General features: G+C 35.8%; 22 protein-coding genes and 1 other RNA gene. 15 read left to right on the plus strand and 8 right to left on the minus strand.

Translation table 11 applies throughout. The features are described 5' to 3' along the window. Positions 1-55: 55 nt before the first annotated feature. Complete coding sequence (gene hfq, locus AS4_RS06080) at positions 56-433, plus strand: RNA chaperone Hfq (protein ID WP_096733545.1); 378 nt, start codon at positions 56-58, stop codon at positions 431-433. A gap of 396 nt (positions 434-829) precedes the next feature. Here hfq and AS4_RS06085 read toward each other — a convergent pair whose 3' ends face one another. After that, positions 830-1,630: an undecaprenyl-diphosphate phosphatase gene (locus tag AS4_RS06085; RefSeq protein ID WP_056516247.1), complete on the minus strand. Its 801-nt coding sequence runs from the start codon at positions 1,628-1,630 to the stop codon at positions 830-832. Positions 1,631-1,936: 306 nt separating this feature from the next. On the opposite strand from AS4_RS06085, the gene kdpA reads away from it, so the two are divergent. The 5 genes from kdpA (at position 1,937) to AS4_RS06110 (ending at position 9,953) form a co-directional block, all read left to right on the plus strand. Next, on the plus strand, positions 1,937-3,661 hold the full coding sequence (kdpA, locus tag AS4_RS06090) for a potassium-transporting ATPase subunit KdpA (protein ID WP_096733546.1): 1,725 nt from the start codon (positions 1,937-1,939) through the stop codon (positions 3,659-3,661). A 10-nt stretch (positions 3,662-3,671) separates the two neighbouring features. After that, complete coding sequence (gene kdpB, locus AS4_RS06095; protein ID WP_096733547.1) at positions 3,672-5,702, plus strand: potassium-transporting ATPase subunit KdpB; 2,031 nt, start codon at positions 3,672-3,674, stop codon at positions 5,700-5,702. A gap of 20 nt (positions 5,703-5,722) precedes the next feature. Then, entirely contained in the window at positions 5,723-6,328 is a 606-nt protein-coding gene (kdpC, locus tag AS4_RS06100) for a potassium-transporting ATPase subunit KdpC (protein ID WP_096733548.1), read from the plus strand. Between the two features lie 235 nt (positions 6,329-6,563). Then, complete coding sequence (locus AS4_RS06105; protein WP_096733549.1) at positions 6,564-9,218, plus strand: sensor histidine kinase; 2,655 nt, start codon at positions 6,564-6,566, stop codon at positions 9,216-9,218. Positions 9,219-9,245: 27 nt separating this feature from the next. Beyond that, on the plus strand, positions 9,246-9,953 hold the full coding sequence (locus tag AS4_RS06110) for a response regulator (RefSeq protein WP_034618127.1): 708 nt from the start codon (positions 9,246-9,248) through the stop codon (positions 9,951-9,953). 643 nt (positions 9,954-10,596) lie between these two features. On the opposite strand, the gene AS4_RS21710 is transcribed toward AS4_RS06110, so the two are convergent. Next, positions 10,597-10,767, minus strand: a complete 171-nt coding sequence (locus AS4_RS21710; protein ID WP_004722100.1) for a hypothetical protein — start codon at positions 10,765-10,767, stop codon at positions 10,597-10,599. A 505-nt stretch (positions 10,768-11,272) separates the two neighbouring features. On the opposite strand from AS4_RS21710, the gene AS4_RS06115 reads away from it, so the two are divergent. Beyond that, entirely contained in the window at positions 11,273-11,494 is a 222-nt protein-coding gene (locus tag AS4_RS06115) for a hypothetical protein (protein WP_004722098.1), read from the plus strand. Positions 11,495-11,873: 379 nt separating this feature from the next. Then, positions 11,874-12,026, plus strand: coding sequence for a hypothetical protein (locus AS4_RS21715; protein WP_167468933.1), 153 nt, complete (start codon positions 11,874-11,876; stop codon positions 12,024-12,026). 144 nt (positions 12,027-12,170) lie between these two features. On the opposite strand, the gene AS4_RS06120 is transcribed toward AS4_RS21715, so the two are convergent. Further along, positions 12,171-13,148 carry an alpha/beta hydrolase gene (locus AS4_RS06120; protein ID WP_096733550.1) on the minus strand — a complete coding sequence of 326 codons (978 nt, stop codon included), beginning with the start codon at positions 13,146-13,148 and terminating at the stop codon, positions 12,171-12,173. A 97-nt stretch (positions 13,149-13,245) separates the two neighbouring features. On the opposite strand from AS4_RS06120, the gene AS4_RS06125 reads away from it, so the two are divergent. The 4 genes from AS4_RS06125 to AS4_RS06140 all read left to right on the plus strand — a co-directional run bounded on the left by AS4_RS06125 (position 13,246) and on the right by AS4_RS06140 (position 15,825). After that, the gene (locus AS4_RS06125; RefSeq protein WP_096733551.1) at positions 13,246-14,154 is read left to right on the plus strand and encodes a LysR family transcriptional regulator; all 909 of its coding nucleotides are present in this window, start codon (positions 13,246-13,248) and stop codon (positions 14,152-14,154) included. A gap of 398 nt (positions 14,155-14,552) precedes the next feature. Then, on the plus strand, positions 14,553-14,768 hold the full coding sequence (locus tag AS4_RS06130; protein ID WP_096733552.1) for a hypothetical protein: 216 nt from the start codon (positions 14,553-14,555) through the stop codon (positions 14,766-14,768). A 239-nt stretch (positions 14,769-15,007) separates the two neighbouring features. After that, the gene (locus tag AS4_RS06135) at positions 15,008-15,472 is read left to right on the plus strand and encodes a hypothetical protein (protein WP_227548135.1); all 465 of its coding nucleotides are present in this window, start codon (positions 15,008-15,010) and stop codon (positions 15,470-15,472) included. Between the two features lie 125 nt (positions 15,473-15,597). Then, on the plus strand, positions 15,598-15,825 hold the full coding sequence (locus AS4_RS06140) for a hypothetical protein (protein WP_096733554.1): 228 nt from the start codon (positions 15,598-15,600) through the stop codon (positions 15,823-15,825). 22 nt (positions 15,826-15,847) lie between these two features. On the opposite strand, the gene AS4_RS06145 is transcribed toward AS4_RS06140, so the two are convergent. Next, positions 15,848-16,381, minus strand: a complete 534-nt coding sequence (locus AS4_RS06145; protein WP_096733555.1) for a GNAT family N-acetyltransferase — start codon at positions 16,379-16,381, stop codon at positions 15,848-15,850. Positions 16,382-16,689: 308 nt separating this feature from the next. On the opposite strand from AS4_RS06145, the gene AS4_RS06150 reads away from it, so the two are divergent. Continuing rightward, complete coding sequence (locus AS4_RS06150; RefSeq protein WP_096733556.1) at positions 16,690-17,187, plus strand: GNAT family N-acetyltransferase; 498 nt, start codon at positions 16,690-16,692, stop codon at positions 17,185-17,187. 206 nt (positions 17,188-17,393) lie between these two features. Here AS4_RS06150 and AS4_RS06155 read toward each other — a convergent pair whose 3' ends face one another. Then, a complete protein-coding gene (locus AS4_RS06155) occupies positions 17,394-18,158 on the minus strand; it encodes a trypsin-like peptidase domain-containing protein (protein WP_096733557.1) in 765 nt (254 codons plus the stop codon). Positions 18,159-18,882: 724 nt separating this feature from the next. On the opposite strand from AS4_RS06155, the gene AS4_RS06160 reads away from it, so the two are divergent. Beyond that, on the plus strand, positions 18,883-19,863 hold the full coding sequence (locus AS4_RS06160; RefSeq protein ID WP_096733559.1) for an AraC family transcriptional regulator: 981 nt from the start codon (positions 18,883-18,885) through the stop codon (positions 19,861-19,863). Between the two features lie 751 nt (positions 19,864-20,614). Here AS4_RS06160 and ssrS read toward each other — a convergent pair. From ssrS to AS4_RS06175, 3 genes are all read right to left on the minus strand, one after another. Next, positions 20,615-20,796, minus strand: a non-coding RNA gene (gene ssrS, locus AS4_RS06165) — 6S RNA. Between the two features lie 100 nt (positions 20,797-20,896). Then, a complete protein-coding gene (locus tag AS4_RS06170) occupies positions 20,897-21,181 on the minus strand; it encodes a cell division protein ZapA (protein WP_004819948.1) in 285 nt (94 codons plus the stop codon). Between the two features lie 2 nt (positions 21,182-21,183). Further along, positions 21,184-21,735: a hypothetical protein gene (locus AS4_RS06175; RefSeq protein WP_004722081.1), complete on the minus strand. Its 552-nt coding sequence runs from the start codon at positions 21,733-21,735 to the stop codon at positions 21,184-21,186. Positions 21,736-21,799: 64 nt separating this feature from the next. Here AS4_RS06175 and AS4_RS06180 point away from each other — a divergent pair, with 64 nt between their 5' ends. Further along, positions 21,800-22,432, plus strand: a complete 633-nt coding sequence (locus AS4_RS06180) for a UPF0149 family protein (RefSeq protein WP_096733560.1) — start codon at positions 21,800-21,802, stop codon at positions 22,430-22,432. Positions 22,433-22,606: the final 174 nt, after the last annotated feature.

Consider the following 22,606-nt stretch of genomic DNA (forward strand, 5'->3'; position numbering starts at 1 on the left):
AAATTTTATTTAAAAACGATATTTTTTAAGTATTTAAAAGTTTTGGGAGCGTAATATGTCTAAAATTCAAACCTTACAAGATCCGCTGTTAAATTCTCTCCGAAAAAAGCATATTCCAGTTTTTATTTTTCTGACCAATGGGATTAAATTACAGGGGCATATTGAATCTTTTGATTCATATGTCGTGTTACTAAGGAACAGTGTAGGGCAAATGCAAATTATCTATAAACATTCAATTTCTACTGTTTTGCCTACACGCCATCCTCGTTCAAATATTAAAGCCTCCCTTGCAAAATTTGATCATCAACACAGTTACAACACCTTTGAAAATGATCGTGAATATTCATTTAATAGCCAAAATGACTTTGGTTATGAAAATGGTTTTAATGATGAAAAACACTTTGAAGATATTCCTGAAGATGAAAATACTTGAAAATTAGATCATCAAAGGCTTGATCAAATATATCAACAATTGAGTGGCTTTATCTAAGCTGATAATTTGTCTTTATAGACAGTATGAGGATTTTAGTCTGAATTTTTCAGTCTTTTAATATTTACTCTTAAAGAGCTTTCATCAATCAAAAAATGATCATGTGGAGTGAATCATATGTGGATTGAAAGTCCCTTCTCCCGCTGGGAGAAGGTTAGGATGAGGACGCTTTTATGTTGATTGATGCTTTTAAAAATGATGGATAAAAGAAGTCTGTTAAATAACCATCACAGTTAAATATAAACATCTAAGCAAAAAAAAGACCCACAAGATAAGTGGGTCAATACGATAAAAAATAACATAAGCAGACTTAAATTGATCTGCCTTCAATTCACATAATTATAAAAATACAAACAGTAAAATAATACCCAATACCACACGGTACCAAGCAAACACTCTCAACGTATGTTTTTCAACAAATTTTACCAAAGCTTTGACTACCAAGAGCGCAGCAATAAATGCAGCCACAAAACCCACTGAAATATTAATCAGATTATCTGAGGTTAAAACATCGGCATTTCGAATTAAATCATAGGTTGCTGCGCCTAACATGGTTGGCATTGCAAGGAAAAATGAAAATTCGGTTGCCGCTTTACGAGATAAACCAGACAACATCCCGCCAATAATGGTGGCGCCTGAACGTGATGTTCCCGGAATCATAGCAAGACATTGAGCAAACCCAACCAGAATTGCCTGTTTTAAGGTAATGTCTGTGGCTTCAATGGTTTTAGGTTCAAACTTTCTAGCTTCTACAGCAAAAATAATGAAGCCCCCGATAATTAAAGCAAAAGCCACAACCAAAGGACTAAACAGCACTTGTTTAATAAAATCTACTGCTAAGACACCAATCACCACCGCAGGAATAAATGCAACTAAGACATTAATCGCAAAACGTCTGGCTGCTACATCGCCTGAGAAAAAGCCGCGAATTAATTCGATGATTTTTTGTCGATACAGCCAACATACAGCCAAGATTGCCCCCAACTGAATCACCACCTCAAACACACGTCCCGAATCTGAGTGAAAATCAATGAGATGACCAAATAAGATCAGATGTCCTGTACTTGAAATGGGTAAAAATTCAGTTAAGCCTTCGATTAACCCCAAAAACAATGCTTTAAGCAGTTCAAAATTTTCCATAAATAAAATAAACAAGCGTTCTAAAATTTGAACCTTTGTAATGTATTTAACGCTGTTTATAAATCAAAAAAGACAAAATTTTACGAAATTTTTACGCGGCTGATCTGACTGTAAATAGAGAGTTTACGGGGTATTTTCGGATACTGAGTTGTGGAATATCCCAGCGTTTAGGATGAAAAAGATGAGTGCTAAATATATAGCGCATCAACAAGTACAGCATCCAAAATTATGCGTACTTCAAAAACATATAAATCATTGCAATATCGACATTTTTAATTTGAGCCAATCAAGTTGGGGGGGAATGTCATGTTAGAGTTTATCTTAGTCTTGGTGATTGTGGTGCTTTTGGCTTTTCCTTTAGGGAAATATCTTGCCTGTATTATGCAAAACCGAGAAATGAAAATTGATCCAATTTTTAACTGGATTGAAAAACCGATTTATCGTGTTTTGGGTACACATCCTGATCAAGGGATGAATGCAAAAACCTATTCACTCAGCTTTGTCGTGAGTTGTATCGTCATCGGATTGGTGACTTGGCTGTTGTTTATGTGCCAAGCAAGTTTGCCACTCAATCCAAATAATGCACCGAATATGTCATGGGATTTAGCCCTGCATACTATGATTTCATTTCTGACCAATACCAACCAACAGCACTATTCAGGTCAGGCGCAACTGTCATATTTATCACAGATGGTTGGTATTGTTGGATTGCAAATCATTACGCCAATGATGGGGTTGGCAATGGTGGTGGCAACCGTCCGTGCCTTGTTTTATCCGCAATCGAATCGGTTGTCAGAAACCGATCAAAACCTGAGTTTTAAAAATAAAGTTCAACAAATCAATGTGGGCAATTATTGGGCCGATGTAATCCGCCCAACCTTTCGGTTTTTAATTCCGTTATGTATGATTTGGTCATTATTACTCAATAGCCAAGGTGTGCCATCAACCTTTCAAGGTGGGCCAGAGGTTCAAGTCATTGACCAAACTGCTGAATTAAAAACACAAAAAATTCCACTTGGTCCAGTTGCACCCATGGTTGCGATTAAGCAATTGGGTAGTAATGGTGGTGGTTGGTATGGACCTAACAGTAGTGTGCCATTGGAAAATCCAACCCCATTTTCAAATTTCTTAGAAATGATCGCGATTCTACTTATCCCTGTCGCCGTGATTTTTATGTTGGGTTTTTTAACCAAACGCGCAAAATTTGCTGGCTTTGTTTTTGGCTCAATGTTGCTGATGTCGGTTGTTTCAGCTACAGCGGCAATTTGGTCTGAAAGCCTGTCATCTACCGCGATGCAAATTTACGCTGTGGAAGGGAAGGAAGTGCGTTTTGGCGAGGCATCTTCTGCACTTTGGGCCGCCATCACCACACAGGTTAATAATGGTTCAGTCAATATGATGCATGATTCCGCATCGCCATTAACAGGTTTGGTGGCACTGGCGAATATGCTGATTAATGCGATTTGGGGCGGGATTGGCTGTGGCTTACAACAATTTATGATCTATTTGTTTTTGGCTGTATTTATTGCGGGTCTGATGACAGGGCGTACGCCTGAACTATTTGGTCGCAAAATCGAAGCAGGAGAAATCAAATTACTTGCTGTGGTGATTTTGATTCAGCCGATTACGATTCTCGGTTTAAGCTCAATCGCTTTGTTTTTCCCAGAACTTACAGGCAATAGTAATCCGCAATACCATGCCATTTCACAAGTGTTGTATGAGTATGTTTCGGCCTTTGCCAATAATGGTTCTGGTTTTGAAGGTTTAGCAGACAATACCGTGTGGTGGAACGTGAGCTGTGTGATTGCTTTACTGCTTGGACGTTTTCCAACATTGATCATTCCTTTAATGATTGCTGCGCGTTTAGCTGCAAAGCGTCAAGCTCCTGAAAGTAGTGGTAGTTTAAAAGTGGAAACACCAACCTTTGCTTTCACCCTGATTGCCATTGTGGTGATGCTGACCTTATTACAATTTATGCCAGTCCTTGTTTTAGGACCGATTGCTGATCAGCTGTTATTGGTACAAGGCTAGGGTGAATAACATGAATCATTCAAAACAATCTACACAAAATAAATCATCAACTTTATTCCAAGCTGAAGCTTGGAAAAATGCTTTGATTAAATTGTTACCGCAACATGCGATAAAAAATCCAGTGATGGCGATCGTATGGCTGGGTACCATTATCACACTGGTCAGTACTTTAACGGGTCAAGCCGATACTGTATTTGGTTTAGCGGTGACGTTAATTTTATTTATCACCGTATTATTTGCCAATTATGCTGAAGCCATTGCCGAAGCTAAAGGTCGAGGTCAAGCCTCCTCCTTGAGACAAGCACGTCAAAACTTAACCGCACGTCGACTCAGTGCTAAGGATGACTTAGAGGGTGTGCAAGTCGCTGCAACTTTATTAAAAATGAATGATCTGATTGAAGTCCGTGCAGGGGAACTTGTTCCTGCGGATGGTGAAATTATTCATGGTTTTGCGACCATTAATGAAGCTGCGGTAACAGGTGAGTCAGCACCAGTTTTACGTGAAGCAGGTACAGATAAGTCGGGTGTGATTGGGGGAACTAAAGTTTTAACCGATCGTATCGTGGTACAGGTGACGGCCGAAGCGGGTAATAGCTTTCTTGACCGAATGATTGCTTTGGTTGAGGGTTCCAATCGTCAAAAAACACCAAACGAAATCGCACTAGGTATTCTACTGACTGTGATGACCGTGACCTTTATCGCGGTGGTGGTGAGTTTACCTTTTATTGGGCATTTCTTAAAAATTGAAATTAACCCGATTTTATTGGTGGCTTTATTGGTGTGTTTGATTCCAACCACCATTGGTGGCTTGTTGCCTGCAATTGGTATTGCGGGGATGAATCGGGCATTAAAAGCCAATGTGATTGCCAAATCAGGTAAAGCTGTCGAAGTCGCGGGTGATGTGGATGTATTGTTACTCGATAAAACAGGAACCATCACCTATGGTGATCGTCAGGCAACAGCATTTTTCCCACTGACAGGTGTGACTGAGTCGGAACTGCGTCAAGCTGCGATATTGACCTCACTTGCAGATCCAACACCAGAGGGTAAATCCATTGTGGTTTTGGCAAAAGAGCAAGGTGAACATATTGTTGAACCTGAACAGGCCGAGTTTATTGCCTTTAATGCCGCAACGCGAATCTCAGGTGTAAATTTACTCAATGGGCAGCAAATCCGTAAAGGGGCAGTAGATGCGATTGTTAAATTTGCTTCACAGAATATTGAACATCATAGTGAGCTTAAAACGCGGGTTGAACTGGTTGCTTCAAAAGGTGCAACGCCGTTAGTGGTGGCAAAGGATCAAAATATTCTGGGGGTGATTGAACTTTCAGATGTAATTAAACAAGGCATCAAGGAAAAATTTGCTCGCTTACGTGAAATGGGTATTAAAACTGTCATGGTCACAGGGGATAACCCGCTGACTGCTGCTGCCATTGCAGCTGAAGCAGGTGTCGATGATTATATTGCTGAAGCAAAACCAGAAGATAAGTTAAATTGTATTCGTCATGAACAGAATAAAGGTCATTTGGTTGCCATGGTTGGCGATGGAACCAATGATGCACCTGCTTTGGCACAAGCGGATATTGGTTTGGCGATGAACTCAGGGACCCAAGCGGCAAAAGAAGCGGGCAATATGGTGGACTTGGATTCAGATCCAACCAAATTATTGTCGGTCGTTGAGATTGGTAAACAGCAGTTAATTACGCGTGGTGCATTGACCACCTTTTCATTGGCCAATGACGTTTCCAAATACTTTGCCATTTTACCTGCTTTATTTGTCGCAGCCATCCCTCAAATGCAAGCCTTAAATGTGATGCGCTTGGGAAGTTCAGAAAGTGCAATTCTCTCAGCACTGATTTTCAATGCCATCATTATCCCATTATTGATTCCAATTGCTTTACGTGGAGTGAAGTTTAAACCTTCAACTTCGACGCAATTATTACGTCGAAATATGCTGATTTATGGTGTGGGTGGTGTGTTGTTGCCGTTTATTGCGATCAAGCTGATTGATCTGATGATCAGCCCCTTATTGGCACTTTAGAAATTTTGAGGATGATTAAAATGAATACTGAAAATAATCGATTGGTTGAGTCATCATTCGCTGGACTAGTACGCGCATCGCTGGGATTAACCATTGTCGCATTGGGTCTCTGTGGCTTTGTCTACAGTGCTACGGCAACAGGGTTGGGACAAGTGCTTTTTGATCAACAAGCCAATGGTAGTTTGATCGTTGAAAATGACCGAGTTGTCGGTTCTAAACTGGTTGCACAGCCTTTTGTACAAGCGCAATATTTCCATCCACGACCTTCTGCTGCCAATTATGATCCAATGGCAATGGCGGGAAGTAATATGGCACGAACCAATCCTGATTTACATAAAGCAGTAGAGGAGCGTTTAAACAAAATTGCGATACAGGATCACATTGAAAAAAGCGCGATTCCTGCGGATTTGGTCACAGCTTCAGGCAGTGGAATTGATCCTGAAATCAGTGTGCAATCTGCAATGATTCAAGTAAAACGTATCGCCAAAGCCAGACATTTGCCAGAACAGGATGTGCTAAGGTTGCTGCAAGAAAATAGTATACAACCGACATTTGGAATTTTAGGGCAAGCCAGAGTCAATGTACTTGAATTAAATTTGGCTTTGGATCAAATTGGAACTCAATAAATGGATTGAGATCAGCAAAGTAAAATGAATCTGTGCTGATCTAATTGATTCTCTATGATTGTTGAAAAGTGGGCATTGTTGGGATTTTATTTTCGTATAAATTTACAATATTCCCTCTTTTAGATTGTAGATGATTCAAGCTGAATCAAACGACGGTTTTTCTGTGTTTCTTTGCTGTATTGAATGGCAGCAAAGAAACACCACAGTGATGTAATTTTTAAACAAGCAGACGGCGATGAGCGATTATAGAAATAATAAAGCAGATGTTTTGCTACAACACACTCAGCGTTATCAATCTGGGCGCCTCACCATTTTTTTAGGTGCTGCACCCGGTGTGGGAAAGACGTTTGCAATGTTGGTGCGTGCACACGAATTGGCTTTGCAAGGGATTAACATTGTGATCGGGTATGTTGAAACCCATGGTCGCATTGAAACTGAAAACCTCATCTCGGGTTTGGTGATTATTCCAAGAAAGGCGATTGAGTATCAAGGGCATTATCTTGAAGAAATGGATCTTGATGCTGTGCTGGCAAGCAAACCCAGCATTGTTTTAGTGGATGAATTTGCGCATAGCAATATGCCAAATAGTCGTCATGAAAAACGTTGGCAAGACATCAATGAATTACTGGATGCGGGTATTGATGTATTTACCACGATGAATATTCAACATCTAGAAAGTTTAAATGATGTGGTTTATCAAATTACGGGTATTCGGGTGACTGAAACCGTACCTGATCGGGTCTTTGAGCGGATTCGTGATATTCGATTAATTGATTTACCTGTCAATGAATTACTTGAGCGTTTAAATCAGGGCAAAGTCTATGTGCCTGAGCAAGCTGAACAGGCATTGCAACGATTCTTTAATAGTTCAAATTTGACTGCATTACGTGAATTGGCAATGCAAACGGTTGCCAGTCATGTTGATACCGATGTTCGAGAAAATTTTGCTATACAAGGGCTAGTCCCCATTCCTTTAAAAAACCATATTTTAATTATGGTTGAGGGCAATGGACAGGCGGAGGCTTTAGTTCGGGCAGGTTGTCGTATTGCAGAAAATCGGCAGGCAAACTGGACGGTGGTGGTCTTTTCTAAAGATTCAAAAATAACTGAAAAACAAGACAGTTTATCCAGTCGAGAAATTGAACGTGCCTTAAACTTAACTCGTCAATTGGGTGGGATGACGGAAATCCTTTATGGTCAGCAACATGCAAAAACCCTTTTTGACTATGTGATGGATCGAGGGATTTCAACCTTGGTATTGGCACAATCGCATCGTAAAGCCTTTGTATGGGGGGGAAATGTATGGGGTGTAAATTTTGTTGATCAATTACTTAAGTACCAGCCAAGTTTTGAGTTGAGCATCGTCCCCATTCTTGCAGAACATCGTCAGCAATCATTTTTTCAGGATACGCATGCATTTCTAAATCTTAGAGAAATATTGTTCGTTATATCAACCACGGTGATCAGTATTGTGATTGCCAGCTTAGGTGAAAAGTATTTAGGAATCGAAGAGCTTTCGGTGATTTTTATCACTGCTGTGGTTTTTGTGGCATCTAAGACACGCATGTTGGCTGCGGTATTTTCGGCACTGTTGTTCTTTTTGGCTTATAACTTTTTCTTTATTTCACCCAAATTCACTTTGCAAATTTCTGCACATCAGGGTGTGATTACCGTGGTTGCTTTTTTAGGCGCTGCATTGATTTCAAGCCGTTTGGCATCAAGACTGAGAGAACAAGTAACAGCTTTAAAGGCTGCCAATAGCTATAACAGTATTATGCAGGATTTAGGTCAAAAGCTGTCTATCGCAATTGATTTAAAGCAAGTGCAGGAGATTGCTGAACACAGCTTAAGTAAAAATTTAAATGCAGAGATTTGGTTTTACTTCCCAGAATCTTCAACATCTTCACTTGAAGCCATTAACAGTAAAGAAAAAATTTCAGCAGATTGGACATTTAAGAACCATCAACCATCGGGAAGGTTTACCCAAACCTTAACCGAAAATGATTGGTGGTTTTTACCATTATTGGCGTCTAAACAGTGTTTTGGTGTGGTCGGGGTTAAGTTTCTTAAAAATGTATCGGTTTTAAATACTGAACAGAAGCAACTGACTGAAACCATGGTTGAATATATTGCTCAAGCGATTTCTCGAACCCAACTCACTAAAGCATTGGAAATCGCCAATGTCAGTTCAGAAACCGAGAGATTACGTTCGGCCTTGTTATCCTCCGTTTCTCATGATTTACGTTCACCTTTAGCCTCTATGATTGGAGCAGCTGATACTTTGAGCAATTATCGTCATTCGATGGATGAACAAGATCAAGACAGTTTGTTGGAAGCCATTCATTTAGAAGGCGAACGACTGGATCGCTATATTCAGAATTTATTGGATATGACCCGCTTAGGCCATGAAGGTTTAAGTCTTAAACGTGACTGGATTGGTGTTGATGAGTTGATTGGTTCAGCGGTACGCCGTTTAAAACGTTATATGCCGCATAGTCTCGTTGAGGTTGATTTACCTGAGCAAACCTTGAGCCTATTTGTGCATGCAGCTTTGATTGAACAAGCGATTTTTAATGTATTGGAAAATGCAGCCAAGTTTTCTCCAGAAAATAAAGCGGTAACGATTAAAGTTTTACAACTCAATGAAAACGAAATTGAAATCTCAATTAGTGATCAAGGTTTAGGCATTCCAGAAGATGAACGAGAGCGAATTTTTGATATGTTCTATACTATGGAACGTGGCGATCGCGGGCAATATGGTACGGGGTTGGGCTTAACCATTGTTAAAGCCATTATTGGTGCGCATATGGGTAAAATTTCGGCATCTTCAGCCAAGAATAATCAAGGCACCTGCATCCGTATGCAATTGCCAATTCAGCAGATTGGATAAGCGCACATATTGATTTTAGGAAAAAGCATGCCAGAACATAATGTATCGACAAGTTCCATGACCAATGTATTGATTATTGATGATGAAACTCAAATTCGTAAGTTTCTCGATATTGCGCTTAGAGCACAGGGCTATAAAACCCTACTGGCTGAAAATGGTCAAAAGGGCTTAGAGCTTTTGGCTTTGCAAGGCGCTGATTTAATTATTTTAGATTTAGGGTTACCTGATTTAGATGGTTTAGAAGTTTTGTCTGAGTTGCGAGCGTGGTCACATGTCCCTGTGATTGTTTTGTCGGTACGTTCCAATGAAGAGGAAAAAGTTAAATTACTGGATGCTGGCGCCAATGATTATGTGACGAAACCTTTTAGTGTTCAGGAGCTGATGGCACGGATCCGTGTATTACTCAGACAATTTCAAAATATTGCTGTAGAGTCCGCTTTTTTTGATGATGGATTTTTAAAAATTGATTTTGCCCAAAGACAGGTGTTTCTTAACCAACAACTGATTTCATTGACACGCAAGGAATATCAATTGCTGACTTTATTGGCGCAACATAAAGGGCAGTTGATTACTCAACCACAAATTCTCAGTGATTTATGGGGGCCTACTCATCAGGAAGATACCCACTATTTAAGAATTTTAGTGGCCAAATTGCGTGGAAAACTGAATGATAATGCGGTACAACCCAAATATATTGTGACTGAACCGGGTGTGGGCTTACGCTTTGTCGGCTAAGCATGGCTGCATCTTTATTGAGACCATTGCTCTTTTAATGGTTTTACAGTGGATCACTAAAATTAAAATAAACCCTTCTTTGTAAAGCGCAGAGTAGGGGCATTTAAATGCTGGAAATCAATAGGTTTTTTATCTTAAATCAATTGGTTATGTTATTTATTCGGGCTTGAACGAGCACCTGTATTTTAAATTTCACTAAGAGTTTTGGCCTTATATGGATAAAACTTTATGATTTAAATTTAGAATTATGAGGATTGAATAAATAAAGCGTAATCAAATATATTTTATCTGCTTTCATCTGCTGATCTGTGTTAACTTAGCTTTGATCGAATCCGTAAGCGAAACGGAAGTGTTTAGGTTGTTACAGGAATTGCGTATTCCCTCTAAATAGATTTAAAACCTAAGCAGTTAACGCCGAGCATGAGATCGCAGCATGCCGATCTATAAAAGCCCGCACTATTGTGGGCTTTTTTACATCATGAAGAAAAATGAATATTTTGAGTTGATACAGTCTGAATTTATATAACTAACAACGAAAAAAAACTTACCAAACATCGGTAAGTTTTTATAGATTAAGCTTTAAGGTCTGTTCATTCTTAGCCTACAACGTAAGCCATTTATGAAATATCAAAAGCCCTTGGTGTTATTTAGGCTTATTTGTATCAGGTTGCTTAACCTCTTTATTGTCCTGATTTGGATTAGGTGGTGTAGCACCAGGAGTTGCTTGTGGCGCATCTTTAGGCGGAGTTTGCTCAACGTTTTTAGTATCAGAATTTGCTTGAGCTGAATTTTGCGAAAAACTTTTAAATGACATTATAATCTTCTTAACTGTGAAGTGAGTCTGGATAATAGCCTTTTAATCCACTTACACTAAGGTAGTTGTGAGAGCCATATGTGGAGATATGTTGGCTAAACTGAGTTTATATCGACAAAATATATTTATAAAAATATCAAATGTTTGTATGGTATTGTTTTAAATGGCGATATAGAAAATCTTTAAATCTAGCCCTGTACATAAACATCACAAAGCCATTATATAAAGAAGAACTTTTAATTTAAAATAATCAAATGTTATTTAAGTTGCATAATCTGCTGAATTGGCGTAATATGAAAAATACTAAAGCAGATGTGCTTAATATATAAGCATGACTTGAAGGTTGGCTTCAACTCTGACTTCTGCAATATCAAGCTGATGTAAATATCAAAAGTTTAAATTAAGGTTAGATGCCTTCTTATCGTTAGTTCCAAAAATATATCTGTTGGTCTTAATAGTTAAATACTTCTCTGTTTGCAAAAGCTCAAAACAATTGAGTGAAAAAATGAATATTTTAAATGGCTGGACAATAGCCTCTGCAGTAAATGGCGATGAAATTCGCGTAAAGATCGTTCCTTTAAAAAGACAACAAAGCAACCGTACTGGTATGAGTTGGGTCGAAGTAGGGAAAAAGATTGAATTAGAATCTGGTGACGATCGTCAATTTAATATTGATGGTTCATCTTTCTATCTTAATCAAAATCAACTTTATCGTATTGCGATCTAAATCGTAATCAATGTTTTAGAAAAGCTCATCGTAAGATGGGCTTTTTATATGGGTGAAAGAATATAAAAGGTAATATAAAAGGTATCGAAAGTTAAAGAATGATTTCTGATTTGTGTTGATTGATCAATACTCGATAATTTTAAAAATGATTAAATGGAATTAAAATCTCATAATAAAAACTTACCATGTGACTGTTTGGTTAAATGTGGAAATACTTTAAATCAGCCATAACACTGAAATTTCGATGATTTATCTGAATCTTTGAAATCAAATGTAATAAAGTTTCACATAAACTTGCATAACTCACATATCGAAATACTTTATTAGAAATTTGATGTTATTCCTAATAGACGTTATTCAATTCAGTATGAGGTATATCATGTTAAAGACCGTAGCATTATTAGGGACTGGAATTGCAATTGCTTGCTACTATCAGTCACATAAAAATAATCCTCAGAAAACCAAGGGTAAAAATTTAGCCAAAACCAAAGATGATGAGCATAAAGAATCCTCAGCAGAAGCAGTACATTAAATTTAATGAAAAACCACCGATTCGGTGGTTTTTTAATATGGGTATGGCAATCGTAAAACTTAATCATGCTTAACTGATTGTCGATACAGTGATAAAAGCTTTTTAAAGGACTTTTTATAATATTAAACGATAGCGTATTTGATCTTAATTTTGATGTTGATAAAACCAATTTGTCGCATGTGCAACTGTTCTATCTACAATATCGGGTTGCTCGTAATACTGGAAATGATTGGTTCCATTTTCCCAGATAAGCTTTTTATCTGATGTAGGAATTGAATCAAAATGACGACGAGCTGCTGCTGGATTCATACAGGTATCTGAATGAATGATAAGCGCGGGTTTATTTAGTTTTGCAACGCCAGCTACGGTTGAATAAGAAAAATGATCAAGATCACTCATAATCGCATAACGATTCTCCCAGTTTTTTAGCGTCCATGCTCCATACCAGCTCCATATAATTGGACCAGGTAAACCTGCATTCGAGCCTTTAACGCGATCACCGAGGTCTGGCGATACGAGTGGCTGATAGATCACTTCACCTGTTGTCTCGTAAAGAACTTTGGCATCCTGTGCTTTCTTTAAACGAATTGCTAATAAGGCTTCTAATTCTTCGATTGTTGGTGCAGATTCAATATCAAATGGATTTTCTGTCACACCTGCCGCAAGCATAAATAAATCAGTTTCTCTATCTCGATAATATCCAGTAACAGAAACAACGGCTTTGACACGCGCTTCATAAGATGCGATATCCAGCATTTCAGGTCCACCTTGGCAAACCCCTAATAGAAATATTTTATTGGTATCCACATCATTACGGGTAAAGATGTAATCAATTGCAGCAATGACATCTTCATTTTTCATTTTTGGATTTTCAAGGCGACGTGGCATGCCTTGGCTCTCACCAACAGTTCTTGGATCAAATGCGAGGGTGATAAAACCTTCATCTGCTAAACGTGTCGCATACTGAGTGGGTGCCTGTTCTTTTTGAAAAGAATATGGCCCAAGAATAATAACAGCGGGGAGTTTCCCATCGGTATTTGGCTTATATAAATCGCCAACCACTGTATCACCATGTGAATCAAATGTTATTTTTTCTACAGCATAGTTACCATGTTTGGGCATTGTAATTTTCCTTATCGTCATTAATTTTGAGTACCCATTCAGCCTATATAAATATATTATTGAGAACAATCTCATAAAACTTTATAGAATAGTGAAAATGGCTCATCAATTGAAAAGCGGTGAACTCTTTGCTTTAACAATTTTTTTATCTGTGGCCTCTCATCGGAACTTCCGTGCAGCTTCGGTTGAGTTAAACGTCACACCTTCAGCAATTAGTCATGCCATAAAAGGTTTGGAAAGCCGCTTAAATGTTCGGCTTTTTAATCGAACCACACGCAGTGTTTCTTTGACTGATGCCGGAATCCAATTGGTTCATTCACTTCGACCATCCATGGAAAATATTTCAAATGCGCTAAATCATTTAGATGATTTTAGAGATCAGCCGAGTGGTGTACTTAGAATCAATGCCAGTGAAGGGGCGGTTAGGTTGGTTTTAAAACCTATTCTTAAAAAGTTCTTACAACGTTACCCATTGGTTCATTTAGATATTGTTTGTGATGGTAAATTAACCAATATTGTTGAGGAAAATTTTGATGCAGGCATACGCCTTGCAGACGATATACCTAAAGAAATGGTTGCAATCCGTTTGACTGAAACCGCACGCTTTGTTGCTGTCGCATCCCCAGACTATTTATTAAAAAATTCTACGCCACTTGTTCCGCATGATCTTTATGAACATGATTGCATTCGTTTCCGTTTTGATAGTGGCTTAATTTTTCGCTGGGAATTTGATATGAAAGGCATTATTGAAAAGATAGATGTCAAAGGACCTTTAACACTTACAGATCAAACATTAATGGTCGACGCCGCAATAGATGGTATTGGTATCGCATTTGTACCCGATCATTTGGTAAAAAATGCTGTGGAAAATCAACAATTAAGCATCGTTTTGGAAAGGTTTAGCCCAGTCTATCGTGGTCTTAGCCTTTATTATCCAGGCTATCGTCATGTATCCACTACACTTAAAGCACTGATCAATATGATTCGTGATTCATCAAGCTATTGATATTCATTATGTCCATTTCCAAAAGTTGCAAAAAGCTTGGCTAAAAAGTGTTTATTTTAGAATTCAACTTATTTGCCTATATCAAGCGATCTAAACAGAAATAACGAATCATTAAAAAACCAACTTTCCATTCCAGATGGAGATTCAATTGAATGTAAAACGTGGCTGAGCCGCTTACATTCTAGATATCGGTTTATTGCATTTTAGACATAAGGAAATAGTAAAAAAATTAAAAAATACCAGCTTTTATATAAATCCATATATTTTTTAAGGTTTTTAAAAATATATCGCAAAACAGTGGCAATTTTATCTCAAAGTGCTTTGCTTAATTTCTAAAAATAGGACATAACTATGAGAGTAAATAGAGTAAAAATTTTTAATTACAAGGGGAATAAAAAATGCTTTTAAAATTTGCCACTCGATTCGCAAGTATTTTATTTGGAATATTGGCTTTAATTGCGATCATGATTCATTTTGTTTTTTCGAATCAGCTATCCATTGATCTATGGATTGTCTTTTTTCCAGTGATTTTAGCGGTTCCAATTTTAACAGCAGTTTTGATGACTGGTGATGATGAGTTGGGTGTTCAATCTAATGAGTGGAACAACTCATAACTTTAAATTTAAGCTCATCGAAAGATGAGCTTTTTAGTGTATGAAAGAATTAATTTTGAACCTATGCGCAGTTTTCTCACTTTTTCTTTTAATGGATAAAGGAGGGAATAGGCAGTAAGTACCAATAAGTTTGTGGTCGTATACTGATATTGCGGGTCTAGTTATTGTTATGCACTCGCTTAAACTTGTATTTGCAGTGTTTTGTTTCAACAGCTGGATCATTGATGAGGAGAACTACATTGCGATATTTATTGTTTATACTCAGTTTTTTACTATGTGCTGAATTGAAAGCGCAAAGCCCATTAGACGAACCTTTTTTGCAAGCCGGTGCAGTTGATGGTCAGTTCAATATCATCAATCTCGAATTGTATAATGGTTTAGTCAAAGCGATTAATCACAGTTTTTCGAGAATTAAGCCCAATCAATCAGATGATTTAACAAACATTTCTAGAATTAGATTGACTAGCAATGGATTGTTGCTTGTCTCTGATTTAAAGAGTATTGAGTCTACAAAAGATCTAAGAGAGAAATTTGATGAAAACAAGTATAAAAATCTGTCCAAAAATAACATCTGTAGTAAAAGCGATTTATTTGAGTCTGAAGTATTTAAAAAAACAACACAAGGCAATATTGTTTATCAATTAAATAATGCTAAAGGTGAGTTTTTGAAAAGTTTCACAATGAACTATAAAGAATGTTTATAGATATTAAGCGTTTAAGTAAATAGTTTCGGATGGCTACCCTAAGCAGACTTAGCAATCAAAGAAAAACAATGGTCTGAACCGTAATTAAAGCGGAACAAAACTATAATGCCAAAATTAAACAAATTGTGTCAGAGCATCGCCTTGCTAATGCCCGCACTGAAAGCTTGTCAAAGCAACTCAAAGTTGCAAACGGTCGTTTATCCAGCGCTACCAGCAAAGCCAAAACTGTGTACATCAAAATTGAATCAAACGTACTCAGCTATTGCGTCAGAGAATATACAAAAATGGCAGAACGAGCTGATGCAGAGCGAATTGATAAAGAAAAATTAAATGAAGCATCGCCCTCTGAGTGAGGGCTAATTTGTATATCGCCCACTATGCTAAATCAGGTTTAGATATTTCATATAAAATATGTTTTTCAAGGTCTGGAGCTGAAGAAAACTCTGGATGATTAAACGCCTTAACTTTTGTCATACCTATCTTTTTCATTACTGATTCTGATGGTTTATTGATGCTGGCTGTAAATGAAACGACCTTATCTAGGTGCAATACATTAAAAGCATATTCTAAAACAGCTCTAGCTCCTTCAGTTGCATAACCTTTGTTCCAATATTCTTTTGCCAAACGCCAAGCAATTTCCACGCAAGGTGAAAAATCAAATTGTAGAGGTTGATTATGCAGACCTATAAACCCAATAAATTTATGATTCGCTTTTAATTCTACAGCCCAAACTCCCCATTTATTCTTATCAATAATTTCTGTAACTGTTTGAATTATTTTAAGACTCTCATCTTCAGTAAGATTGTTGGGGAAATATTTCATTACTTCAGGATCTTTACCCATTTTAATAAAAGGCAGGTAATCACTTTCTTGCCATTGTCTAAGTATGAGACGCTCTGTTTCTAGCATCACCCGAATTCCTCTTTTTTAATTTCCTTAAATTAAGATAATATAGCTTATGCGGAACTTTAGATAAACTTTCACATATCAAATCGTAGAATGATACCTATCCGAACTAAAACTTACTTAACCTATGTTTAGTAAAGTAATGTTTAGATAGCATATCTTTACTCATTGCCCTCTGAGTGAGGGCTATCCTGTAAAAAGAGCTGATTGTTTTCAACAAGTTTGGATGAGAGGTTGAATTACAGTTTTTTGAATTTGGGTAAGTACTCTATGCTAAAGTTAAACATGTTAAATTTTTAAAATATAAGAAAATGTTAAATATTGAAATTAAAACTTTAAGTATAAATGAGCTTAAAGATTTCAGAACGATCAGATTATCAGCTTTAGAAAAAGCACCAAAAATGTTTGGATCTACTTACACGTCTGAGGTAGGGAAGCCTTTAATTTTTTTTGAAGCTTGTTTATCAAATTCAACTGTATTTGGTGTGTATCATAAAGATGAAATAATAGGTTTAGCTACAATAACACAAGAAATTGGAGCAAAATTTTCTCATAAAGCATATTTATCAAGTGTATTTATTGAGCCTGAATTTCAACAAAAAGGTATTGCAAGTCAGCTGCTTAATGCAATCGTAGAGTATAGCAAAAAGCATGTGGAACAAATTTTACTTACTGTAGCAGATGACAACAAGGCAGCATTTCATCTTTATAAAAAATTTGGTTTTGAAACTTATGGGATCGAACAAAAAGCATTAAAAGATAATGATAAATATATTGATGAAATTTTGATGAAGCTTTTTTTAGTTTAGTATTTTTATTAAATTTAGAAATTTTCATAATACAGCTTTTACGAAATTCTTGAATCATTTTACTTATATCTCACAAATTACAGGAAGGTAAATGCATTTGATAGATATACATTTGATGCATAAAAATGAATGATGCTAGGCCCTCTTATTGAGGGCCATGAGTACAACGATTAGAAAGTTTCTCATATTTACTTAAATAATTATATTTAAATAAAATTATGTTCTAGTTGTGGCAGATGGTACAAGATAGTTTGTTCAATATAATCTGAAAAAATACACTCTCCTAAATTCAATGGTGTGTTATCGTCATTTCTTATTTTTGCGCCACAAAGCAATCCAGCTAGATAATAACTATTATTTTTTTGACTCTTAAGGCAAATAGGGCTTCCACTTGCACCCTTAAAAATTTGAGAATCAATGAGAAATTTAGTCTCATTATTTTTATTAAGATAAATAGGACTAGCAGTTACTCCTCTTCTTGCAATAGGATAAAAATGCTTCATATTATTATTTGATTGAAAAGGATATCCAACCGTTAATATTTCCTCAATGGCTGAAAAATTATTAAGATCATTTTTGTGTAAAAAATCTTTATTACATAAAGATGTATAAAAACAAAATTCACCTCTATTTTTACTGGCTTTTTCAATAGGTGTGAAGTTCATAATTGCAATATCAATTGATTCATCAGGATGAAATAACCAGCTATTTTCCCAGTTATTTTCTGGAATATGAATGTTGAAAACATATCCATTAAGTATTTCCTTGTTCGGAAAGGGGTATTTTGAAGCTAATAAAGTCATATCACCAAAAGAACAATTCGAAACAACATGCTTATTAGTAATAATAAATGTAAATCTGGATTTATTTGATGAAGTATATTCAAAAAAGAATCCAGTTCCTTGGGTTGTATTTCCGCATATTGAAACTACAGAATAATAAAGTCGATTTTCAAAAGTATTTAAATTCATAGTATCTATTTTGTGTGTGAATTAATTAATATAATGAAACTTTCATAGTTTAAATTTTTGGATTTTTCAATTATTTTAGAAACATCATCTTTACTAAAATTTTGTCTTCTCGCAGAGCAAGCAAAAGAACATAATATTACAAACCTAGGTTCTCCTATGCGAGGCTTAAACTGCCTGATATATTTTGGCGGGTTGAATAAGTTCATGTCAATCTCCAAATTGGAAATAATATAATTAAAAGTAAAAAAATTCTTGTCATTTTTTTTATAAATTATCATTTTATTCATTAAGTTAATGGCACAAAATGATAATAAAAAAATCGTAAAATGATAATTATTTAATAAAATAAAAACGATAATTATGTTGAATGTTATTCTAATTTTATAAGGTGTTTTGGGTTTCAGATTTCGATATATAAGTGTTGGTAATTAAAAAAAGTATATTCTGGTTGTTTATGGTTTTATGAATTTAATGTTAAACTTTAATTAATTTTCAGCAATTGATTAATAGGGTTGTTGATAAGTGCAGTTAAGATTTTTTTAAATTATTGAATATTTAATTATTGTGAGTTAAGTGGTGTAGTGATTTTTTGTAAGTTAAAATTTAGTGTGAATTTTTTTTAAATTTTGGATTGTAACTTTAAAATAAATTTAATGATTTAAAAATATAGTCATTTTTAAAATATAACATAAGTAAGATACGATTAGGAGTGTGTCGTTATTTTATGAAATCAGTTACAAGTGGTTTGATTAATCTGTTAGTTTTTTTTTCTTTTAAGAATGGATTAAAAATTGACGCTGTAAACTCAAGGAATAATATTGATGAAAGAATTCCTCTTTCGGAATGCCTATTTCTCTTAGAGCAAATAGAAGCAAAGTTACCCTGTGATGCGCTTGGTTTGGAAATAGCAAAATTAGTCCAACCATCTAACCTCGGTATATTGGGATATATTGTGCTAACTTGTGACAGCTTATCAGAAGCTTTGCCATTATTTTTAAAATATCAAAGATTATGCTATGACTTTATGGATGTGGACGCAAGAGTTTCGGATAATGAAATAATTATAAGTTGGGAATTTAATTCTAATTGCAAATTTGGACAGACATTAGATGAAACAATAATTGGTATTCTTTTAAATTTCACGAATGAATTAATCGGACCTTGTAACTTGAGAATGAATAGGGTTGAATTTGTTTCTGAAAAACCTAAAAATATAAAACCATATACTAATTTTTTTGATTGTCCCGTTGAGTTTAATAAGAAGAGAACTAGTATTCATTTCCCTGTAAGTAATTTAGAATTTAAAATATATAAAGCAGACCCATATTTAAATAGAATACTGAATAATCAGGCTGAAATGTTATTGAGTGAATTGCCGGAATTTGATTCTTTTGATGAATTTGTTCAAAAGGAAATGATAAAATCAATTCTTCAAGGTAATGTTAATATTGATAATATTTCAAAAAAAATTGGTATGTCATCGAGAAAATTTCAATCTAAATTAAAAGAGCATGGTTATACTTTTAGAGAAAGGCTTAATAAGGTTCGAAGAGATCTTGCTTTTGAATATTTGGAAGATAATAATTTAAGTATTCTAGATATATCTATATTACTTTCATATCGTGAGCAAACTTCATTTATCCGAGCTTTTAAAGATTGGACAGGTTTTAGTCCACTCCAGTATCGGAAAAAGCTTCTTAAATAATTTACTCTTAGTGAGTTTTAATTGATTTTAAAATTAATACTGTATATAAGCATTATACTATATCAAAATACTTTATGAGGATTTCTTATATGGTGGTAGAGTCTGTTATTTATTTTAAATTCTGATTAACGATATTTAAAAATGTTCGATATGTTGATGCCAGTCAGCTAAAGCATTTCTAGTGGATTTTGGTTTTATGTACAATCTATTTTTAATTAATTTTTTTGATAAATATGATAAGACCTTGCTTTCAACTATATCCATGGTTTTTAAGATCATCAAAGCTTATTTGAATATAGCCATTTCTTACATTATTCTTAGAATCTATTTTTTCTGCATTTTAATCTATACCTTTTCAAATCATAAGTAAGTATTCTTGGGCATTTCTCTTGCTTCATCAACAGTCCAAATACCATGTGTACCTATGTCATTCGGCATGTACGTCCATCAGGCAATTTTTTTAGCAATATATGATTTAGAGTTTTTGATAACTCGTAAAGAAAAGCCTATAAGATTTTGATATTTATAAAATATTTTTAATGATGAAAATGAAAGAGAGTCTACAAAGGTCTTAATAATGTTATATCTCGTATAAGTCATAATAACGCGCTAACAGGGGCCAATATTAAGCAATCATATATAACATCTCTAGGGACTATATGAGATGAGGGCTAAAATGATAAGAAAAATGATTTATTTGGAAAAGTAAGACAGATTAAAACCACATAAATTATTGTTATTATTTAAAATAAAACACTCCAGAGATGCCGCTGCATGGTCGTTACCCTGAACCCGATGAGTTCAAGGTGGACGCGACGTACACTTAATGGGTTTCCCACTCAAGGTGGGCATACACTCAAAATATACAGAACACATCCATAAGTTTAAGTATCGGCAGGGGAATAGACGTACTGGCGAACACCCTAGAGTTATATTAAGTATACATAATTTGGAGATTGTGGCAAATCACCAACGCTCATAATTTATAAATACAGCATAAAAAAACCAATCAATTGCACGAAAAAAAAGCGGTTTATCCCGCTTTTTCAACATCTTCTAACATGGTCGCTAATAAACGTTCGCATTGTGCATATTCTTGTAACGATTTATTCATGCCTAAAACTTCTTGCATCAGTTCTAAAGCCACCATGATTACCAATTTATTGTGTTCAACATTGGGGGCTTTACGGCGGAATTCTTGAAACTTTTCATTTAAAAGTCGACCAGCACGTTCGAGTTCTGGTTGCTTATCTGTTGTGGTGCCTAAACGGAAACTTTGTTCGATTAAGCGTAATTCTACAGTCACATGTTCAGTCATACTCATACTTCCTCATTAGATTCTGATGGATGAGCAAGCTGTTGGATTTCTTGCGCATGATGATCTTGTTCAGTCCCTAAAATCGAAAGGCGTTGAATAATGGCTTCCACTTTTGTTTTGGCATGTTCATTTTTTTGAATTAAACGTTCACGCTCATCTTGAAGACCTTTGATGTCTTGTAAGTGATGGCGCTGCTCATTTGCCATTTTTTCTTTAACCACACGCAATTCATTACGTTCAGCCAAAATTTCCTGAAAACGATTTTTTAAATCGGTACAGCTTTTTTCCAAACGCCCATAACGCTCAGCTAAAGATGTGGCATCTGTATTGAGCTGTTGAAACTGATTTTGTAACTGAGAGAGTTGCTCAGTGAGCGTATCAATTTCATCTTGTTTTTGGGTGATAATGCTATTTTTATGGCTAATTTGAGCATGAGATTGCTCTTCGCTGTTATCCTTTTCTTTTAACAGCGATGCATTTTCTTTCTCAACAGTTTCAATTCGTGTTTTTAAAACACCAATATGCGTCTGTAGACGCTGTAATTGTTCTAACATAACGGGTCGCACAGATTTGCAATCAAAGGTAATATATACAGAAGTATAGAGATTGGATAAACGAATGCAAGACGATATTTCAGGTTGGTCAGATTGGAATCAAAATTTTGAGGGGATTGAGGAAATTTCAAGCCCGAGTGAGTTACATGGCTTACTGACAGGTATAGTTTGTGTTACTGAAGTTCCGACTCGAGATGAATGGTTACAAATTTTATCTACGCTTGATGTGCCAAAATTAGACGATGAAGCGCTTGCGCTATTGTCTGATGAAGCCGAGGACGTATCACATGCACTTTCAGGTGATGATTTAGACTATCTTCCAATGCTTCCAGATGATGAGCATACATTGGCTGAGCGTGTGCAATCACTGGCAGATTGGTGTGCAGGGGTTGTGCTTGGCTTTGGTTTGGCTTCTGGGCATATTCGCGCAGATGAACAAGAACTCATTGAAAGTTTACAAGATGTCGCGTCTGTTGAGTTTGATGAATCAGATGATGATGATGAGGGCGAAGCAAGCTATCTTGAGTTGTATGAATTTGTACGCTTGATCCCTGTGTCATTATCAATGGGACGAAAAAAAGTTCCAGTATCTGAAAGCCCTTTATTGCAAAATTTTCATAGCAAAATGAAACAAGCAATTGATGCTTCTGAAAGTAACAATGTTGTAGAGATGTTTACTCCACATCGCCCAAGCTAAAACTAAGAAAAAAGCTAAGAAACTTAAACTTTGAGAACATCTATGTTTGATGAGCAGCCAGTTTTACAGCGCCCTTTACAGTGCTTTTTTATTCGCTTTAAGAACATCGAAGTTGAATAAAGTAGTGATGTAAAGGGTTAATTTTTTTTAATTTGGAATGATTTGCTTGTTCTG

This window comes from Acinetobacter guillouiae, assembly GCF_002370525.2.
Classification (GTDB): domain Bacteria; phylum Pseudomonadota; class Gammaproteobacteria; order Pseudomonadales; family Moraxellaceae; genus Acinetobacter; species Acinetobacter guillouiae.

What these genes read in the sequence shown, in the direction of transcription:
- AS4_RS06160 (WP_096733559.1), top strand. Translation starts at nt 18,883, where the DNA reads ATGAAATCAGTTACAAGTGGTTTGATTAATCTGTTAGTTTTTTTTTCT.
- AS4_RS06125 (WP_096733551.1), top strand. Translation starts at nt 13,246, where the DNA reads ATGGCTCATCAATTGAAAAGCGGTGAACTCTTTGCTTTAACAATTTTT.
- AS4_RS06175 (WP_004722081.1), bottom strand. Translation starts at nt 21,735, where the DNA reads ATGTTAGAACAATTACAGCGTCTACAGACGCATATTGGTGTTTTAAAA.
- AS4_RS06115 (WP_004722098.1), top strand. Translation starts at nt 11,273, where the DNA reads ATGAATATTTTAAATGGCTGGACAATAGCCTCTGCAGTAAATGGCGAT.
- AS4_RS06150 (WP_096733556.1), top strand. Translation starts at nt 16,690, where the DNA reads ATGTTAAATATTGAAATTAAAACTTTAAGTATAAATGAGCTTAAAGAT.
- AS4_RS21715 (WP_167468933.1), top strand. Translation starts at nt 11,874, where the DNA reads ATGTTAAAGACCGTAGCATTATTAGGGACTGGAATTGCAATTGCTTGC.
- AS4_RS06120 (WP_096733550.1), bottom strand. Translation starts at nt 13,148, where the DNA reads ATGCCCAAACATGGTAACTATGCTGTAGAAAAAATAACATTTGATTCA.
- AS4_RS06155 (WP_096733557.1), bottom strand. Translation starts at nt 18,158, where the DNA reads ATGAATTTAAATACTTTTGAAAATCGACTTTATTATTCTGTAGTTTCA.
- AS4_RS06105 (WP_096733549.1), top strand. Translation starts at nt 6,564, where the DNA reads ATGAGCGATTATAGAAATAATAAAGCAGATGTTTTGCTACAACACACT.
- hfq (WP_096733545.1), top strand. Translation starts at nt 56, where the DNA reads ATGTCTAAAATTCAAACCTTACAAGATCCGCTGTTAAATTCTCTCCGA.
- AS4_RS06180 (WP_096733560.1), top strand. Translation starts at nt 21,800, where the DNA reads ATGCAAGACGATATTTCAGGTTGGTCAGATTGGAATCAAAATTTTGAG.
- AS4_RS06170 (WP_004819948.1), bottom strand. Translation starts at nt 21,181, where the DNA reads ATGACTGAACATGTGACTGTAGAATTACGCTTAATCGAACAAAGTTTC.
- AS4_RS21710 (WP_004722100.1), bottom strand. Translation starts at nt 10,767, where the DNA reads ATGTCATTTAAAAGTTTTTCGCAAAATTCAGCTCAAGCAAATTCTGAT.
- AS4_RS06130 (WP_096733552.1), top strand. Translation starts at nt 14,553, where the DNA reads ATGCTTTTAAAATTTGCCACTCGATTCGCAAGTATTTTATTTGGAATA.
- AS4_RS06085 (WP_056516247.1), bottom strand. Translation starts at nt 1,630, where the DNA reads ATGGAAAATTTTGAACTGCTTAAAGCATTGTTTTTGGGGTTAATCGAA.
- kdpC (WP_096733548.1), top strand. Translation starts at nt 5,723, where the DNA reads ATGAATACTGAAAATAATCGATTGGTTGAGTCATCATTCGCTGGACTA.
- kdpA (WP_096733546.1), top strand. Translation starts at nt 1,937, where the DNA reads ATGTTAGAGTTTATCTTAGTCTTGGTGATTGTGGTGCTTTTGGCTTTT.
- AS4_RS06145 (WP_096733555.1), bottom strand. Translation starts at nt 16,381, where the DNA reads ATGCTAGAAACAGAGCGTCTCATACTTAGACAATGGCAAGAAAGTGAT.
- AS4_RS06110 (WP_034618127.1), top strand. Translation starts at nt 9,246, where the DNA reads ATGCCAGAACATAATGTATCGACAAGTTCCATGACCAATGTATTGATT.
- kdpB (WP_096733547.1), top strand. Translation starts at nt 3,672, where the DNA reads ATGAATCATTCAAAACAATCTACACAAAATAAATCATCAACTTTATTC.